Origin of the sequence: Methanomassiliicoccus sp., assembly GCA_033485155.1 — an archaeon.
Classification (GTDB): Archaea; Thermoplasmatota; Thermoplasmata; order Methanomassiliicoccales; family Methanomassiliicoccaceae; genus UBA6.
On record JAWQJJ010000008.1, the window covers coordinates 143742 to 160045 of the forward strand.

The 16304-nt window shown below is 51.3% G+C and carries 21 protein-coding genes; 3 read left to right on the plus strand and 18 right to left on the minus strand.

Annotated elements, in window-relative coordinates; genetic code table 11:
- Positions 1-97 precede the first annotated feature (97 nt).
- The 6 genes from SA339_11880 to SA339_11905 form a co-directional block, all read right to left on the minus strand.
- Positions 98-2530, minus strand: a complete 2433-nt coding sequence (locus SA339_11880) for a family B DNA polymerase (protein MDW5563914.1) — start codon at positions 2528-2530, stop codon at positions 98-100.
- Positions 2531-2535: 5 nt separating this feature from the next.
- The gene (locus tag SA339_11885; protein MDW5563915.1) at positions 2536-3726 is read right to left on the minus strand and encodes a redox-regulated ATPase YchF; all 1191 of its coding nucleotides are present in this window, start codon (positions 3724-3726) and stop codon (positions 2536-2538) included.
- Positions 3727-3816: 90 nt separating this feature from the next.
- Positions 3817-4653: a site-specific integrase gene (locus SA339_11890; protein MDW5563916.1), complete on the minus strand. Its 837-nt coding sequence runs from the start codon at positions 4651-4653 to the stop codon at positions 3817-3819.
- A 42-nt stretch (positions 4654-4695) separates the two neighbouring features.
- On the minus strand, positions 4696-4875 hold the full coding sequence (locus tag SA339_11895) for a hypothetical protein (GenBank protein MDW5563917.1): 180 nt from the start codon (positions 4873-4875) through the stop codon (positions 4696-4698).
- Between the two features lie 3 nt (positions 4876-4878).
- Positions 4879-5046 carry a hypothetical protein gene (locus tag SA339_11900; GenBank protein ID MDW5563918.1) on the minus strand — a complete coding sequence of 56 codons (168 nt, stop codon included), beginning with the start codon at positions 5044-5046 and terminating at the stop codon, positions 4879-4881.
- The gene (locus SA339_11905; protein ID MDW5563919.1) at positions 5047-5346 is read right to left on the minus strand and encodes a hypothetical protein; all 300 of its coding nucleotides are present in this window, start codon (positions 5344-5346) and stop codon (positions 5047-5049) included.
- 307 nt (positions 5347-5653) lie between these two features.
- Here SA339_11905 and SA339_11910 point away from each other — a divergent pair, with 307 nt between their 5' ends.
- Positions 5654-5941: a hypothetical protein gene (locus tag SA339_11910; protein MDW5563920.1), complete on the plus strand. Its 288-nt coding sequence runs from the start codon at positions 5654-5656 to the stop codon at positions 5939-5941.
- 85 nt (positions 5942-6026) lie between these two features.
- On the opposite strand, the gene SA339_11915 is transcribed toward SA339_11910, so the two are convergent.
- Both SA339_11915 and SA339_11920 read right to left on the minus strand, forming a co-directional pair.
- Positions 6027-6248, minus strand: a complete 222-nt coding sequence (locus SA339_11915; protein ID MDW5563921.1) for a hypothetical protein — start codon at positions 6246-6248, stop codon at positions 6027-6029.
- Positions 6249-6542: 294 nt separating this feature from the next.
- Complete coding sequence (locus SA339_11920; protein ID MDW5563922.1) at positions 6543-7901, minus strand: hypothetical protein; 1359 nt, start codon at positions 7899-7901, stop codon at positions 6543-6545.
- Between the two features lie 859 nt (positions 7902-8760).
- Between SA339_11920 and SA339_11925 the strand changes: the two genes are divergently transcribed.
- Positions 8761-9174 (plus strand): hypothetical protein, encoded by a 414-nt coding sequence (locus SA339_11925; protein MDW5563923.1) that lies wholly within the window; start codon positions 8761-8763, stop codon positions 9172-9174.
- A gap of 320 nt (positions 9175-9494) precedes the next feature.
- Entirely contained in the window at positions 9495-10730 is a 1236-nt protein-coding gene (locus tag SA339_11930; protein ID MDW5563924.1) for an ATP-binding protein, read from the plus strand.
- Positions 10731-10758: 28 nt separating this feature from the next.
- Here the strand turns inward: SA339_11930 and SA339_11935 are convergent, their stop codons facing one another.
- From SA339_11935 to SA339_11980, 10 genes are all read right to left on the minus strand, one after another.
- Positions 10759-10956 (minus strand): hypothetical protein, encoded by a 198-nt coding sequence (locus SA339_11935; GenBank protein ID MDW5563925.1) that lies wholly within the window; start codon positions 10954-10956, stop codon positions 10759-10761.
- The gene (locus SA339_11940) at positions 10953-11144 is read right to left on the minus strand and encodes a hypothetical protein (GenBank protein ID MDW5563926.1); all 192 of its coding nucleotides are present in this window, start codon (positions 11142-11144) and stop codon (positions 10953-10955) included. The genes SA339_11935 and SA339_11940 overlap by 4 nt, the downstream gene beginning before the upstream one ends.
- 171 nt (positions 11145-11315) lie before the next feature.
- Positions 11316-11906: a recombinase family protein gene (locus SA339_11945; GenBank protein MDW5563927.1), complete on the minus strand. Its 591-nt coding sequence runs from the start codon at positions 11904-11906 to the stop codon at positions 11316-11318.
- 136 nt (positions 11907-12042) lie between these two features.
- Positions 12043-12177, minus strand: coding sequence for a hypothetical protein (locus tag SA339_11950; protein MDW5563928.1), 135 nt, complete (start codon positions 12175-12177; stop codon positions 12043-12045).
- A gap of 45 nt (positions 12178-12222) precedes the next feature.
- Complete coding sequence (locus SA339_11955) at positions 12223-13254, minus strand: winged helix-turn-helix domain-containing protein (GenBank protein ID MDW5563929.1); 1032 nt, start codon at positions 13252-13254, stop codon at positions 12223-12225.
- Between the two features lie 244 nt (positions 13255-13498).
- Positions 13499-13972, minus strand: a complete 474-nt coding sequence (locus SA339_11960; GenBank protein ID MDW5563930.1) for a hypothetical protein — start codon at positions 13970-13972, stop codon at positions 13499-13501.
- A complete protein-coding gene (locus SA339_11965) occupies positions 13972-14427 on the minus strand; it encodes a DNA N-6-adenine-methyltransferase (protein ID MDW5563931.1) in 456 nt (151 codons plus the stop codon). The genes SA339_11960 and SA339_11965 overlap by 1 nt, the downstream gene beginning before the upstream one ends.
- A 112-nt stretch (positions 14428-14539) precedes the next feature.
- A complete protein-coding gene (locus tag SA339_11970; protein ID MDW5563932.1) occupies positions 14540-14782 on the minus strand; it encodes a hypothetical protein in 243 nt (80 codons plus the stop codon).
- Positions 14779-15018 (minus strand): hypothetical protein, encoded by a 240-nt coding sequence (locus tag SA339_11975; GenBank protein ID MDW5563933.1) that lies wholly within the window; start codon positions 15016-15018, stop codon positions 14779-14781. Before SA339_11975 ends, SA339_11970 begins: the two co-directional genes overlap by 4 nt.
- A 65-nt stretch (positions 15019-15083) precedes the next feature.
- Complete coding sequence (locus SA339_11980) at positions 15084-15332, minus strand: hypothetical protein (GenBank protein MDW5563934.1); 249 nt, start codon at positions 15330-15332, stop codon at positions 15084-15086.
- Positions 15333-16304 lie beyond the last annotated feature (972 nt).

Here is a 16304-nt window from a genome sequence, read left to right on the forward strand (position 1 = left end):
ACCCAAGTGAAAAAATCCTGTGGGGAAGTTAAACGTATCTGCGTGGATATTCAAGTTCAATACTGAGGTCGTAGCCAGCATCATTATTTTGCTCCGATCACATGAAGTCCCGGAGGTCTGGCTTCCTCGCCATCTTCTTGCTCGCTGGCTCCTTCTTTTTACTTCCGGTATCGGAACCCCCGGCGAAGGATGTGTCGAAGAGGGTGACCTGCTGCGAGCCGGTGAGGAGATCCCTCTCCCCCCAACCGAAGACCTCGGTCGCTCGCGCAGCGGTCTGCGCGATCCTCTCGGCGTAGTAGCGGCAATCTGGGCGGTGCTCGAACTTGCGGCCGCTGACGTACGGCTCGACCTCCTGGGGCGTCTTCCGGGAATCGGTCACAATCCAGGAGACCTTCATGCCGGGGACGAACTCGTAGCCCATGGCCATAAGCTTGCGGGCTGCTTGAACATTCGCTTGGGAGTCGGGATCTTTGTAAGAGTTGAATGACTTACAGGTACGGGAGATGACCAGCGATTCGATGGGGACCTTGCACTCCATGGCCTGCTGAACGTTCTCCCGGGCGATCTTAACCGCTTCCTCCGTCTTCTCATCAAGGATCCTCTCAAATACTGCCATGAGCACCTCGCTCTGCAGGTCGAAGGCGTCGGTCCTCCGGGTCTCGTAGCCGCGGACAAGGAGTTCCTGGTCCGGCCATACCGAGCGGCCGACGTATCTCTTTTTCTTGCCATGGGAGAACAGCGGCTCCAGAACCTTCTGGAACTCCATCTGGGATATTTCCCGGGAGAACCTCTCAGATATATCCTTTCCGAACCTTACCGTCCCATCGAGGTCGTGGTACGGCGATTGGACGAATAGGCTGTCGGTGTCCCCGTAGACGACCTTGCGTCCCTCCCCCTCGAGACGCTGGATGAGCATCTTGACGGTCTCCCGAGCGAACGAGGTGATGGCGCTCCCGATGTTGCGGTCGGTGAAGCGGTAAAAGGATGAGGCGAACACCCCGTACACAGCGTTCATGAGGATCTTGACCGCATTCTGCAGCCCGTCATAGTAGCGGAACTCGTCAGGGTCCTCGGTCGTCTTCATCTTCCGCTTGATATCATCCCGCTGGGCCATGAGGTCCTTGAGGATCTTGGGCAGCAAACCCTCCCGCTGGTCCTTCGATAGGAACCTGGCCCCGCTGGGTGAGACGATCGTACCGTTATCGCTGAGGGTGGTGAAGCAGATGTTCTTGTTAATGATGAGCGAAGGATACATGGACTTGAAGTCCAGCACGATGACCCAGTGATAGAGGCCAGGCTCGATGGTATGGACATACCCTCCCTCGATGGCCTCCTCGTCATCGTCAAAGTTGCCGGTCAGCGGTACCCCCACCGGCCCGAACGGCGCGGGCACGCGGTCTGCCTCCCTAATGAGGATGGAGTCGATGAGCGTCGAGTTGCCGGAGGTCTGCACATCCTCCATCGGCAGCTTGGATACCGCCGCCAGGTCCATGGTCCGGCGGACCGACCCGACATACTCGAGGATGCGAAGGGCAAGCTCGGCGTCCTTCAGGCAGTAGCGCATGACCTTGTCGCGATCCTTTTCCCACTCCTCGTCCATCTTGGACGGTTCGACGTCCAGTTTCTCCTCTCCCAGGCACAGCTTGGCCACGTGATTCAGGGTCTCCTGCTTCGGCCGCAGCTGCATTTTCGCCGCCCACCACGCGTCCACTACCAGGCGGCCCGTGATCCTCCAGCCGCGAAGGCCGACCTTGCGGGGCTCGGAGAGATCGCGCCCCCAGGCCAGCTTCCCGGCCTTGACCAGCTTGGCCCGTTCCATGACGGTAGGGATGTCGTAATTATCGATGTTGTAGCCGGTGATGACGTCTGGGTCCTCCTCCTGGATGACCTGGGTGAAGGCATCGATGATCTCCCTCTCGTCCCCGCTGATGGGCGGTCCTCCGCGTAGCTTACCGCCCTCGCGGATGACGTAGCATATGGTGAGGATCGTCCCGTCCTTGATGGCGTTCTCGATGTCGAACGATAGTACCTTGAGGTCGGGGTTGAACGGAGGGAGGTTCTCGAAGCTCGGCCCTTTACCATCCGCCCGGTCCATGTCCACTACAAGGTCGGTCCGGTACTCCCCCACTCCCTCGCGGCCATGCACGCGGATGCACGAGCCGATGTCGTAGTCGTAGAAGAACCGGTGGTGGAACGGTATGTCGGCGGCCAGTACGTCGAAGTCTCGCCTAAGGCGGGAGCGGAAGTCAGGGACCAGCCAGGGAAACCTCACGAACACTTTGGTCGATGGCCGGAGCTTTCCCTTGTAGAACAGGGAGATATCCTCCACCCGCCGGACGTCGGAGTCCTTGCGCAGCTGCTCGATCACCGCCGGGGTAGGCTCGACGACGTCGAAGTACGGCTCGAAGCCGATGTACCGTACGGTGATGGAACGCCCGTCGTCCAGCTTGCCATATAACTCCATGGCGAGCTGGTCGTTCTCCACCCGGCGGTAGGTGGCGGCAAGAAGGCGGACATCCCATTGACCCAACGATATCACTTCCTGGACACGATCGTCAGCACGTCGTTGTTCTGCAGCAGATAATCACTGCCGACCGTACGATGTGTTCTGACGTTGATCGCCCGGATAAAGGTTTCTCCCAGGTCGGTGTGGACCTTGTACGCCAGCCCCCTGGCCGTTGTTCCCTTGGGCACCAGGAATGCGTCTGGGAGGACACGGCCGTCGTGGTCGGTGAGGCGGGTCTCATCCTCCACTGGGTACACGATAATGAGGTCGAGCAGCTCATACGCCGCCTTCTCCAGGCACTTCTGGACGCCGGTGCCGTGCAGGCGGTCGACCGCCTCTCCGATCTTGTCCAGTGCCTTGACCTGGTTGGCGTTCAGCTTGGACGGCTCGGCGACGGAGAACTTATCATCGCCGGGAAGGTAGTTGACCAGCTTAGCCTTGGCCGCTCTTTTGAGCGCGAGTTCGGCCTCGGCCATAGTGGGCACGCACAGGTCCCCAGCCGACGCGGTGAGGCGCTGGAGGGCCGCATCATCGGCCAGGTCGGCCTTATTGAGGGCGATGATCATAGGTTTAGAGTACTTCCGGACCGCTTCGGACAAGCGCAGCATGTCCTCTGGTCCCCAGTTCATGGCATTCTCCGCCAGCGCGGCGTCCCGCATCGCTGCCACCACCTGGGCCTCGCTCACTCCCAGTCCAGTGAGGCGGTCGTGGATGATGGGCACTACGGACTGGCCAGTCATGTGGGCCTGCCGGGCCGCCTTCTCCCAGCCCTTCTCCAGGATTCCCCGGATCCACATCGATATCTCCCGCTTCAGGAAAGCGATGTCCTCCATAGGATCGTGCGATCCCTGGGGGACAGTCGCTCCCTCGATGTCGGTCGAGCCCGAGGCGTCGACGACGTGGACTAGGGCGTTGGCCTGCCTGAGGTCATCGAGAAATTGGTTCCCGAGCCCTCGACCCTGCCAGGCGTCGGGGACCAGCCCGGCCACGTCCAGGAGTTCGACCGGGATCATCCTCGTCCCGTTGTCGCACCCGGCGTTGCGCGGAACGCATTGAGTGTTGAAATCGAGGTGCGGGCACCGCCCGCGTACGAAGGCGACTCCACGATTGGCCTTGATGGTGGTGAACGGGTAGTTAGCGATCTCCACGTTGGCCAAGGTGGCCGCGCAGAAGAAGGTGGACTTGCCGACATTAGGCTTACCGACGATACCGATCTGCATGCTCTGACCACCTTTAGGAATGGCCTGAGGCCTAAATAACCATTGCATTCGTGCGGCTCGCTGGATTGGCGTGCAGGGGCACGGCCGCGCTCACCCCAGTAAATCTTGAGCTTTTCTTAGCTCGTCGGCATCTATGCCGATGTAGGACCGGAACGACTGATTGATCGTATCGTGGCGCATCAACCGAGCTATCGTCTCTATCGGAACCCCGGCCATGTGCAACCGATGACCATAGGTCCTCCGCAAGTCGTGCGTCCTGAAGTGAATTCCTGATGCGGCCGAGAGCGCGGTTATCCGAGCGGCGATATACTGCTTGCTTGCCGGATGGAGTCCGGACGGCGAAGGGACGACTATCAATCGGTCGGAGTCTCGATACCTGGAGCCCCATTCCTCTCTCAGCTTCAGATACTCGGCCAGTGGTTTTTCGGTCATGCGGGATAGCTCCAGATGGCCTGGTTTCCCGCCTCCTCGCCCCTTGCCGACAATGGTTGATTTTTTGTAGACCGATAGCTCCCTGGCGTTGTCCATTGTGAGCCTTCTCATATCGATCATTCTCAGACCGTTGTCCGCTCCGAGGGAGAACAACAGCTCGGTTATTGTGCCGCTGGCCCTGGCATATTGGCGAATGGTGGCCACGTCCACATCGGACAGGAATACGCCATCCACCTTCGGGCGTACCCGATGATGGAATTTCCACTCTCTCGCCGCCGAACATCCGGCGTAGATCAGCATTGCCCGAGTCACAGTGAAGGGGACAGCCTTGGTCGATTCTGCACCTGGGTATGACCTTTCTAGCTGTCGAAGCTGGGCAAGAGTGACGACTTTGGGCGTTGGGTAGTTCAGAAGCTTTCCAACCCGGTCTAGCCAGAAGGTGTATTGATAATGGGTAGTCGGGCTGATAGAGGCCGACGCCATGAACCTTCTCATTTCGTTGTGCCAGGGGTCCCGATATTTGTACGGCATTCACGGTCAGGCCCCCTTGACAACGATGTTGATGTCCAGCCCAGGAAGGTGATACTTCACCTCGCCCTCTCTAACCTTGACAGCTCCGGACGACCACTCCAGGATGTCAGCGTAACGGAGCTTGCGGTTTCCTGTGACACTCCTAGCCTCTTTCTGAATGGCTCTCCCGAAATCAGTTAGAGGCATGTCTCAAGCCCCCTGGCTAGTCTTCAACGACTTGTCCTCAGCTCGAACATGCCACTTGTTAGCGGTTCCCACTTCCCTTCCGAGGCTTACCTTGCATCCCTGATCCTTCTGATGGCAAGCCTCTTCGAAAGCCTTGGAGAAGTCGTTGAAGATGAATGTCCGGACGGCCATCTAAGCCGCCCCCAGGTGCCTGGGCATGATCTTGATGCCCTGAGCGGTCAGGTATTCCTTCAGACGATCTAGCGGCGATTCCTCGCCGTCCCAAGCAGAGAGGCCGAGACGGTAGCCGATGAGGTAGCCCAGAATGACCCCGTCCTCCACTTGCTTTGACTCGTTGCTTTCTGAGCGGTTCAATCGAGTTATCGAATCAAGCCAGGTATTCACGTCTCCGGCGTCTCTCTTGAATCTACGATCTCGTATCGCGGTCCTAAGCCCTAGCTCCATGCCAATGATGTGGTTCGTGTCTCTCATATTCTCGATACTCCTCTGAGTTGAAAGTTAGCCTGGCCGGGGGAGTTGGTGGAACTCCGGGGGATTATCGAGGAAAAGAAGCGCTAAGTCCCGGCCAGGGTCAGTGTGATGTTGTTCGTTCTTGCTTCTTTCTTCCTCGGTTCAAAGGGTAGCTGGTCCACCACGACGCTACCGAGTCCACCACATTCGGAATTCAATGTAGAACTCCGAATGTGAATTGTCGAGGGTTAATATTTATTAGTTCCGTATTCAATATTGAATTCGAGATAATCAGATATAACTCGTTAAGCCACGTTCTCTGTTTGATATGGAACACGGTACAAACCTAAATATCAAAGTGCTGGATGAACCGACTGCGGTAAGTATAATTCTAAAAATATTTGATTTACAAACAGCCAGCGCTTCCGACCTCCGCTATATTGCCGGTGGCTATGACCGGATGAAAAACCTCTTGAAAAGAATGGAAACTATCGGAATAGTAACCATTCAGATTGAAGAAAAACCTCGTTTAACATACGTTTATGAGCTAACTAGCAAGGGAAAAAAGGTAGCAAAGAAACTACACGAGATAGAGGAAATCTTAGCGAGTGAGTGAAAGTAGTCGTTTTTAATCAAGTAATATATTGTCAGCTAGAAGAAAAGGGAAGAGGTTTTGGCGATATTATCTGGACTGGATGAGCTTAATCTTCCTTGAAACATTCACCATCGCACTGATCGCAGGAGTCCATGCTTGGCATCCCGAACTCAACGTCCATTGCGTCCAAGTTCTTGTCCTTAATCATAATGGTGATCTGTCTCATTTCGTCCAACGCCCCACACTTTGAACGCTTATTAGGCTTGACTCTTCTTTCAAGTCTCGAATAGATCCATTCGGTATACTTCTCCAGCTTGTATTGATCCATGTGTCTTTCTCCTGTGGATGTGCCTAATTAAATCGTTTGGTTTAGATTGATATCGGTGGGGGGTACCCGAAAGACAAGCGTATCTAATGTTAGAATCTAGGAGAGTAGAAAAAGGAACTGGTCGTAGTGTTTTTACCAATGTGTCTTTTTTGATAATACTAATGTGGCAGGTCCGAAAGTGCAATCGATTTTTCGATGATTGCATACTTTAATCTCTAATAAAGAATCGTTCCCACTATTTGTAAAAAAGGCTTCGGGTGAAATTGTGGCCGCACAAAGTAAAACCAAAGTTTCTCAATTGGGTGTGTAAGAAACTATTTCTCTTACATATGGGGCAGTTGCATCGAGAACTGATGTTTCCTTTGTTTCATCCATGTATGTGATGTCGATTACCCACACGAACCTGGGCATCGGCATTGTAATAATTTCTTCTTTGTTGCTTATTGTGATGTCTAGTAATTTCTTCCTAAACTTGCCTACTTCATAAAAAGATAGATGCACCTTTGCATAGGGCAACTCGTCTCTTATCTTTTTGTAGTGATTCCATATCGCCTTGAAAGGTAACCTAATTTTGTGATATAGTGGGACAATTAATGCATCGAGAGTTATTGAATTGAATTTTTTCATTCCTTCTTTCTTTGACCATTCATCTTCTTTGTATTTCCAAGTATTGAATCCATCTACAGAGAGAACTGAAGCGTAAGGACCAACCTGGTCATCGTGCACATATATTTCTTTAAACGTCCCATCCGAGTTATCTGATATTCCAGATATGACGACTGCATGATATTGTGCCTCTGGGTCGCCATCCTTTTTTAGTCTCAAAGAAGCAATTATCGGTATTCCTGCGGGAATGAAAAATTTTAAAATGGTGACAATCATCATTGCATAGTCGGGCTTCCCAAAATAATTGCCCACGTTGTATTGTTCTACCTCCAATCCATTTTTTCTAAAAAATCTACAAATCTGATCTTTTGTCATCCCTTGCGATGGGAATACTCTAGTGCTTAATAATGCTCCATCCTCTGAGCCTTGTGTAATCTCATATAGTGATCCTTTTTGAATCTCAAATAAATGAAATAATTTTTGGAGCGCACACCATAAAGCTGCAGAGGCACAAGCTCCTACAGCAATATCTTGGCTTTGTAAAGGCAAAGCGTTAATAGCCAACTCATGTCCATATAAATTCACCTTTTGTGGGCATGCAATATACTCTCGGCTATGATCCCCGCCATCTCTTGGGTACATTCTTAAAACTGTTCGCCCAAGTAAAGCATTATTCTTCCTTGCTTCATCATACTTGTTTGCGCTTGGCTTCAATATCGGTTTTACAACGACAAACCCCAGATAGTTACGATTAATTTCTTCTGTTGCGGATGGATTAAAGATAAGCTCTTTCAACTTTTCACACGTCAGTTCTTTTCCAAAGAAATGCACCCTCTTGGTTGTTAATTTCGGTGGTTCAAAGCCTCTGGAATAATAGCGTTGAAAATCGATAAGGTAGTCTTTATCGATGTAATTATCTTCAACGAGGATGGTTTTTACGTCCATATTGCGATTCATCAGATAATGCTGAATATACTCAGCCTGTTGAGAATCCCCTATATGATCGAGCACATGGGAAATTGGCTCAATCACTAATCCCCCGCCCATGAACACAAATCTAGCTATACATTAATAAAACTACTATGGCCAACAGGCCATAGGAGTATGTTGTTCAGATTGTAAAACGCTTGTTTAAGTCTTCTGGAGTTATCTTATAGATAGTTTCATCTAGTTCTCGATAACATTTATCCCGACTTTCTTCATCACACGAAATTCGTGCAATTCTGTGAGAAAGAGTTTCTCGATCCTTTTCCCTCTTCCCGTCCTCTTCCATTCTAGCCCTCAACCTCGATAAGTTCATATACACTATATGGAGGTTTCCCAAATGATATAAATAGGAGTTCACCAATGTACCTTCCCGCTAACTATTATTATATTAAAATTTTGTTAAATTTCATATTTTTACGGCAATCGCCCACATTCGAATTCCCTCAACTCTGGGCAAGTGAGGATTAGATTTCTTAAAAACCCATGTTTTGAGTGAAGAGTAACTTGATCGATCTCAAACAACCAAATTCGTCGCATGAGTAATTTTGCTAGTATAGATCATCGCTAACAAAAGATTACCTAGCCAGACAGACTATGTAAGCGATTATGCAACAATTATGCAAAGCTATATGTAAACAAGAGATGGCCAGTAGTTTTTCTCACCTTGAGCTTTCTCATTTCCTCGATTTTCCGATTTGCATACTTTTTCATGGCCATCATCGTAACTAAATATCATAATCCTTGAAAATAGCCAGACTGTCGAACTTTACATAATTCGATGCATACTATGGTACTATAGAGCCGAGGTATGCAACGATTTATGCAACGGAGGGAACAGAGTGCGAGGAGAACATTCTAGCCCCTAAATCAAGTAGTCAAGATAAAGAAACAACAAACGGATGTAGGGTACAATTCTATGATGCCGTCCGAGACCACCCCCGACACAACAGCCCCTCCGATTGTTGCCGATCCGATGCTGAGCGTTCTCGAACGTCTCGATGGTCTTGAAGCTCGCTTGGAACGTATCGAGTGTTCCATAGCTAAAAATCAATCTGCGGTAAATCAAAAGATGGATGATGCTTCCGAGAAGCAGATCGGCATCATTAGGGAGTCAATAAATGGAAATACAAAATCCAATAAGTTGGGCACCCAGTATTTTCTCTATTCACTGTCCTTTGCAATAATCTCGTTTGGTGCTACACTATTGGTAACTAGCTACTCGAAGGAATGGCAAGTATGGCTAGCTGGATTTTATATAGTACTAGGAATCGGCTTTTCCCTAATAACTCCAAAAATATCTGCGATGGCATGGAGTAAAAATGCAGAAAGGTGATATAGAAGGGGGACGGCATAAACACAGAACGATCCTCACATCTTTTACGGCATAAGAGCTTCAAAGACAGTATTCAAATCGTATTCATCTCTGTTTTTAGAAAACTCATCCAGATGTTTTCTCTGTTTCTGTTCTCGCTAACCGGAGAAAATCTAATTTGAATAATTTTCATGTACGTCTATGTCGAACCTTACTCGAAAAGTGATATCGAGCCAGATGGACGACCGTTGAATAATTCGGTCTCGCTATAGGTACTATAGAGCTACATTATTCAAGGGATTATTCAGGGTAGGGAAGAAAGCTCGAAGGGAACATATTATTTGAACAATGATCTCGTTACTTTAGCCATGAATGGTGGGACTTTTCGACAGCAAGGTTATGCTCAGGAATACTTTGGAAAATCTCTTAGAGACGTCCGAGAGTCAGATATTCAGGTAATCATTGACCAAAAATATGAAGAAAGTTTGACTTTGGAATTCAAAGCGATTGCATCACTTGAGCACCCCGCAGAACTTGGAAAAGAGATATCGGCCTTTTCCAACTCCTCTGGTGGACTATTGATTGTGGGGCTTTCTGAAAGGGAAGAAAATGGTGGCAAGAGTAGGATTGCTGCTCGAATCGATTGGAATCCAAAGAAAGCATACACCAAAGAATGGTTTTCCCAAAAAATAATCGCTGGTATTCAGCCGCATATCAATGATTTAGATTTTATTTCCATGCAATCGGACAATGGGGCGGGAAACATATTCATTGTAGATGTCCCGGCCAGTGCATATAGTCCTCACATGTCATGTTGTGACGATCATCAATATTACGAGAGGATCGGAGCGAGGTCCGTTCCCATGGAGCACTACCAGGTCGATTATCACTTTGGACGCCGTTTGAGGCCGGACCTTATTCCCCAAGTTTCCATTGAAGATTGCATTGGACCTCGTACTTTCAAGCTAGCTTTCAGAATAAGGAATGATGGCAGGGCGCTTGCTAAATGGCCCTTTATGAAGGTTGAGTTTTTTGGTTGCCCGATTGATGATGTGGGCATCGAACTAAGGACACATGAAAAATTTTTCAATTCTGATTACTCATCAAATAGGCCGTTCGTTCAGTTTATGTCTTCTGAGGTTGCCATCTACTCATCCAGCACTATGGATTTGTTTAATGCGTATCCATTTACGACCCAAGAGAGGTTCGTTATTAGGGTAAGCGTTAGTGGTGAAAATGTAGTTTCAAAAACGTTCTATGGGTTTATCTATGTCCCAGATGCCCTGATGAAGCTAAAGGCCGGTCAAAAAATCATCAAGCTCGAACTTATTTCTGAGGAAAGACCGGAGGACATTGTAGATCATTTCACGAAGATTGCATCATCAATTCCGATAGAAGAATTCAATCGGGATAAGATAAAAAGAAGGCAGTCATTTATCTGGCTATTCAAGGCAGCTCTGTTCCCTCAAGAGAGCGATGAAGAGATTGATAAAAGGGTCGATAGAAATTACGAACCTGAAGATGCCTCCAACCCCGATAATCATTCGTCAGAGGAGGATACATCTCAAGTTCTGTAAATTTAAAAAGGGGGCCAGAGGTTACTTGTCATCCAGTCCTCCGGCGCTCCTCAACCTTCCGCATCACCTCCTCCTGGCCGACACTAAAGAAATTATCCAGGGCGATGTCGGTTATCTCCGACTTATTGATGCCAAGGATGCGATAGAACTTCTCCAGCCGTTCGGCCTGACGTGAAGTGATTCGGACTTGCAGGACGACGACTTTGTTTTTCGCCTCGGAGATCATCGCGCCTCCCTCCGTTGACGGACCATCGTAACGATTTCTTCCGACGGTCTCGAAAGGAAGAGATCAAAGGCGAGGGCCACGACCTCAGACTTATGACAACCCTTGATACGGTCCAGCTTGGTCAAGGCGATCTCCTGAGCCACAGGCAATCGGACCTTGACGACCCTCTCTCCCCTGCTCTCGGCCATCACGTCGACCGCCCCCTTCTCCTGATCCGTTCGGCAACGATGACCACGAGCGAGAGGGAGAGCATCACCAGGACGGTGAACACCAAGGAGAACCACACGTGCTCCCAAGTGTTCATACCGAACCCCCGAAGTAAGGAAAAGAGGCGGCCAAAAAGAGTTCTTTCTGCCGCATCAGGTTTTCGCCCCCTCAGTATATAAAGAGGGAGACCCCCCTTTATTGGCCGCCGCCTTCCGTCGACGTAAGGTCCGCTCGGAAGCCTTATCGTTCGAGACCGGAGGCCGACCTAGCTTCTTGCCCTCCGACTTCGCCCGGGCGATACCGTCCTTCACTCTCTCGCGGATGATCTCCCGTTCGTACTCCGCGAAGGCGAGGAGTATGTTCTGCTGTAGCCGTCCGCTCGGCGTGGTGGTATCGATGAGCTGATCCGTACAGACCAAGCCGACCCTGGCGGCGTTCAGCTCGTCATTGAGGACGACGAAGTTAGCAATCGAACGCATGATCCGATCTAGCCTAACAATCAATATTGCGTCGAACTCGTGACGGAAGGCCGCTTTCATCATCGCTTCGAGCGCTGGCCTGTTCGCATCCTTGCCGCTCAGCCGGTCCACGAACTCACCGGCGATCTCGTATCCCCTCGCCTGGGCGAAGGCCCGGAGCTTTATGAGCTGAGTCTCCGGGTCCTGCCGTTCGCGGTCTCCTTCGTTCGTAGCCTTCTTATCTGACTTGGGAGTGGAGACCCTGGCGTAGAGAGCGGCCTTCATCGTTCATCCCTCCTGGAGAGTGGAGGCAGGAGGACTAGCGCGGTCGGAAGAGGTGCAGGTTCCTTCATCCTCTGCCGGATGGCTAACGCTAGGAACAGAGGAGAGGCAACCAGGACCAGGAGGACCGAGAGAACCCTTAGAGCAGACCCTTCAACGGGCACCCGCAATGACAGCAACGCGGGCTCCTGCGCCCCTTCAGCTTCTCCACATTGACTTCGTTCGGCGTTCCACAAACCTCGCACATTATCAGGACCACGTTGAGAGGTTCCATCAATCCCTCTTTGTCGGTAATCCCGTCTTCTCGGCCTCGGCCAGATCATCCGAACATCACCCCCGGGTCGTTGATATTCCTGTCTGGAGCGGCCGCCTTGGAGCCCTCCACGCTACCCTGTAACTTATCAAGGGCTTCCTTGGCCTTGGCCTTCAGCTCGATACCGTTGATGACCGCTACCCGCTCCATCCCATCCTTGGAGAGCGACAGCGCTTCGACGATGAGCTTCAAGTCTTCAACGAGGTCGACCATCGTTGTCTTGATGGTGAGGACTTCCCCAGGCAGGTCGAGAAGGATTTGAGCGTGTTCGATGGAGTCCGTTTCCTCTTCGCTTCGCCCGCCGCTGTTGGAGGTCCAGACCTTGCCGTCCTTGGACTTCATGAAATACTTCTCGGCAACGCCCTTCATTAATGCCGGATTATCGATACCGATGTGCCGTTGCCAGTCAGTGAGTTCAGGAATCCCCAACTTCCAGCCCATGTTCTTTTGCATGAAGCCAGATATCTCCATGCATGCGAGGGCGGCTATCTCCTCATAGCGAGGAAGCTCGTCGGCGGTCAGGTCCATCTCCGGAGGGTAGATGTATAGCGTGGTCAGACCTCCAGGAGCGAAGGATTGTTCTAGCTCCACCGTAACGAACTTGTTCTGATATGGTACCTGGCCCCAGGACCGTTCGATGTTGCGGTACCGTCTTCCTCGCTTGTAGATGAACTGAGTGTCGCCTTCCTTGACGACGTTCAATCTGAACTTCAAATGGTGAACGTTAGCGGTCGGAACCTTGGCGAGATTCTCCGAACATTGCGTTACACCCCTGGCGTTAATTTGCTCCGAACTCCGAACATAGAGGATATCCAGCTCAGGACCGCGAGGCCCCTTCTCATAGAGTACCGGCTTCTCCTTGCCCGGAATCCGCTTGATGAAGTTCCCTTCCTCCAAAGCCTTCGCATGTTCGCTCACAGTCGATCGCTTGAGGTCAAGGAGCTTAGCCACGCTGGCCTGACACTTCCCTTCCGCTAAGTGAGCGTATATCTTTAGGCGGGTCTCGCGGGTGGAGAGGGGTTTTACGGGGGTGCTCATCTCCCCCCTCCTACATGGTGATGTTCGGAGCTATGTTCGGAATTTGCGGAAAGATTTGGAAAACTCCGAACATAGCGCTTAGCCAGCATATGTTCGGACATGTTCGGAGCTATGTTCGGAATGGACAGATTTGTACCCGAACTCCGAACATAGGAATTACCTAACTCCGAACATGCGGGACAGGGCGTCGACGCCCTTATTCCGGAGGAAGCCGAGCAAGCTAGGCCGGGCTTCAAGGGGCACCTCAAAGCCTCGCCCCCGCGATCACGCTCTTGATTGTCTCCGGACTGAGGACGAAGGCCGCTTGCCCGTTCAACGTTCCGACGCGACGGACGAACGGCAGGTATCGAACCATGTGTATCGATTCCCGGCTCCCGAAGTGCCTGCCGTGTTCTTCCCTGACGTCGTGAATAGCTTCAATGGCGGTGAACTTGCTGAGCTTGATGCAAGAGTCCAGCATGAGCCGTTGCTTCAGGTCCAGGCCCTCAAGCATGGCTGGCTTCTGGACCGCTGGCTTGCATTCCAGTAACGCCTCCGTCTCGATGTTCTTCCTTGAAAGCATCACCAGGAAGTTTACCACCTTCCCGATCTCCAGGGCGTCCATGCCTTCCTTTTTCAGACCGTTCATTATCTGGATGGCGTCCGAGTAACAGGGGTCCTTTAGGGGGTTCTTGTTGAGCGAGGGAAAAGTAACGGGGGCCTCAATGGATTCGTCCATCAGCATCGCCTCCGGTAGATGGCCACCATCGACGGGAACAACGCTGGGTCAGCTTGCCTTCCGCTCTCATCGATGAAGCGAACCCTCCCCCTCAAGAACCGAACTTCAGCCTTCCCCCATACCCATTCATGGAACCACTCGGTATCCACTCTGGCCGGTAGAAGGCAGACAACGATCTCAGCTTCCTTCAAGCTGGACTCGTAAGCCTTCCGGATCCACTTGATGATCTCCCTTCCATACGGAGGATTCATCCAGCAACGCCCGGCCCACTCCTTAGCCAGTCCGTCATCCTCCCTGGTGAAGTATCGGGAGCACTTGGCGTTCAAGGGAGTGGCGCAGACGTCCAGGTTCAGGCTGAACTCTTCATCCAGCCTCCAGAACAGCGACCAAGGAGTACCCCACTCCGGAGTTTTCGAGGAGGTCATGGCTGCTCTCTCGTTCTCAGACAGAGCCATCAAGCATCACGCCCCTTGAACCGGCGCTGAACTCCTCGTATCGTAAGCCTGGCGGGCAGGACGAAAAAGAGTTCAAACCGCCACACGATCTTGTTGAGGAAGTGAGCGGTCATCATTCATCCCCCACTGGTTCGAACACCTGGCCGTCCGGCCTCCGGATGAAGTCCGGACAGGGAACTTTCGTTTCCTCTCGACCGGCGAACCGACGCTTAGTGCATCGGTCCCAATGCCCGTTGTAACGAGAGCAATGGCACTTCCTCTCTTCGTCGTGGCAGAAAGCGCAATGCATCTTCCGTATGCGGACCTTGTGAACGCCTACTGCCTCGATAACGCTGGCCAGCTTGGAGAGCTTCAAATCGAACACCTCCCCCGGCATCCATCCTTCACTTCCTGCGCTGGCTTGGAAAAGTCTCTTTGATTCAGCCTCGCCCGTTCGATGATCTCCCGCTGATGCTGAGGAAGCTCACAGAACTTGAGAGCCCTCCTGGTTGGGTTGGCTTGATATTCTCTAAGCGACTCTTCGCCCTCGTGCTCGAGGATGAAAAGCTCAAGGGCGATTTGGTCCTCTTCCGCTTCCGTCCTCGGCTTCATGGGAACGGGCGGCCGCACCATCGCCTCAAGGCGAAGGTAAGCTTCGGTGCAAGCTGAGGTGTCGGTTATACTAACACCTCCTGTCGCGTGTTCTTAGGACGGTTAAGCCCACTCTCGGCCCTCGGCCGCATCTTTCCTAGCGATCGACCGTCAACGAAGCCGGTAGAGGCGGCAAAGCGTTTGCACGGCGGGCAGGAGTCGCAACTGTCGCCTCTGCACCTCTTGGTCATGTCCCGGCATGCCTCGATCTCCTTGCCGTCGCCGTCGATGAATTGACAGCCCTCGCAACAGTCGTCAAAGGGTAGATCGCTCAAGAGATTACCCCCGAGCTAAGAGGTCCGTATTCGTCGATTCGAGTCGCCTGATTTGATAAGGAAAAAAATTGGTCCCTGAGGTCCGAGCCAGTAAAGAGCCAGAGAGGAATAACCATTGCATTCGTGCGGCTCGCTGGATTGACACACAGATATTTCGTCGCGCTCAACCCAGCCATCTTAGGTTTTTACCAATCGTGTCGCATCTTTCTGCCCCTTTCTATGCCACTATAATCTTAGCGAATTCTATGGGCGGCTATATCAACGATGAGAGAGAAGGGTGGGTGACGGTGATGTGAGATGTTGTGTCCAAGATGCGGAGCATCGAATCCGTCGGGAGTTACGTCCTGTTCATTCTGCGGGTGCTTATTTACTGGAAAGGTCAAACCCATAGGAGATAAGTTCTCCAAGAAGGATGATGAGCAAACATCCGATTGCAAGAATTGATGGGCATACCAGATGATCACTGCATGGATGGTATTTGGGGAATTTAAAAATCCATGCAATGAACGAATTCCCCTACGATGTGATCCTCGATTAAGGTTGTGATTGATTCCTGGTATGGTAGAACGGGGTCGATCAGTAACTGGCTTGAACAAAATATTCAAACAGAATATCATTTCTGAAATCAGGAACTCATCCCGATGTTTTTTGCATTCATGCGCTCCAATCGGAGATTAATGAAATGTACACAATATTCAGAACCATCGGCGGCGAACCTCGATTGATCAGTGTTGTCGGGCCAGATGAACGACCGTTGAATTATCTCTCTTCCCATGTGTACTGCAAAGCTTATTCAAAGCTCTCCGATAATACCTAATTATTATCTGGCCATTATCATTATCGCGATTAATATTAATAAACATGTCTTTAAGTCCTAATCCAATGGATTTTGCAACAGGTTTGGAGGGTAAACCCCTCCGGATGACATGAGATGGGTAACATGAATTTCAAGAGAAGCAAGCTAACCGGATC

Coding starts and splice junctions, on each gene's coding strand:
- SA339_11885 (MDW5563915.1), bottom strand. CDS start 3,726: ATGCAGATCGGTATCGTCGGTAAGCCTAATGTCGGCAAGTCCACCTTC.
- SA339_11890 (MDW5563916.1), bottom strand. CDS start 4,653: ATGAGAAGGTTCATGGCGTCGGCCTCTATCAGCCCGACTACCCATTAT.
- SA339_11895 (MDW5563917.1), bottom strand. CDS start 4,875: ATGCCTCTAACTGATTTCGGGAGAGCCATTCAGAAAGAGGCTAGGAGT.
- SA339_11900 (MDW5563918.1), bottom strand. CDS start 5,046: ATGGCCGTCCGGACATTCATCTTCAACGACTTCTCCAAGGCTTTCGAA.
- SA339_11905 (MDW5563919.1), bottom strand. CDS start 5,346: ATGAGAGACACGAACCACATCATTGGCATGGAGCTAGGGCTTAGGACC.
- SA339_11910 (MDW5563920.1), top strand. CDS start 5,654: ATGGAACACGGTACAAACCTAAATATCAAAGTGCTGGATGAACCGACT.
- SA339_11915 (MDW5563921.1), bottom strand. CDS start 6,248: ATGGATCAATACAAGCTGGAGAAGTATACCGAATGGATCTATTCGAGA.
- SA339_11920 (MDW5563922.1), bottom strand. CDS start 7,901: ATGGGCGGGGGATTAGTGATTGAGCCAATTTCCCATGTGCTCGATCAT.
- SA339_11925 (MDW5563923.1), top strand. CDS start 8,761: ATGCCGTCCGAGACCACCCCCGACACAACAGCCCCTCCGATTGTTGCC.
- SA339_11935 (MDW5563925.1), bottom strand. CDS start 10,956: ATGATCTCCGAGGCGAAAAACAAAGTCGTCGTCCTGCAAGTCCGAATC.
- SA339_11940 (MDW5563926.1), bottom strand. CDS start 11,144: ATGGCCGAGAGCAGGGGAGAGAGGGTCGTCAAGGTCCGATTGCCTGTG.
- SA339_11945 (MDW5563927.1), bottom strand. CDS start 11,906: ATGAAGGCCGCTCTCTACGCCAGGGTCTCCACTCCCAAGTCAGATAAG.
- SA339_11950 (MDW5563928.1), bottom strand. CDS start 12,177: ATGGAACCTCTCAACGTGGTCCTGATAATGTGCGAGGTTTGTGGAACG.
- SA339_11955 (MDW5563929.1), bottom strand. CDS start 13,254: ATGAGCACCCCCGTAAAACCCCTCTCCACCCGCGAGACCCGCCTAAAG.
- SA339_11960 (MDW5563930.1), bottom strand. CDS start 13,972: ATGGACGAATCCATTGAGGCCCCCGTTACTTTTCCCTCGCTCAACAAG.
- SA339_11965 (MDW5563931.1), bottom strand. CDS start 14,427: ATGGCTCTGTCTGAGAACGAGAGAGCAGCCATGACCTCCTCGAAAACT.
- SA339_11975 (MDW5563933.1), bottom strand. CDS start 15,018: ATGAAGCCGAGGACGGAAGCGGAAGAGGACCAAATCGCCCTTGAGCTT.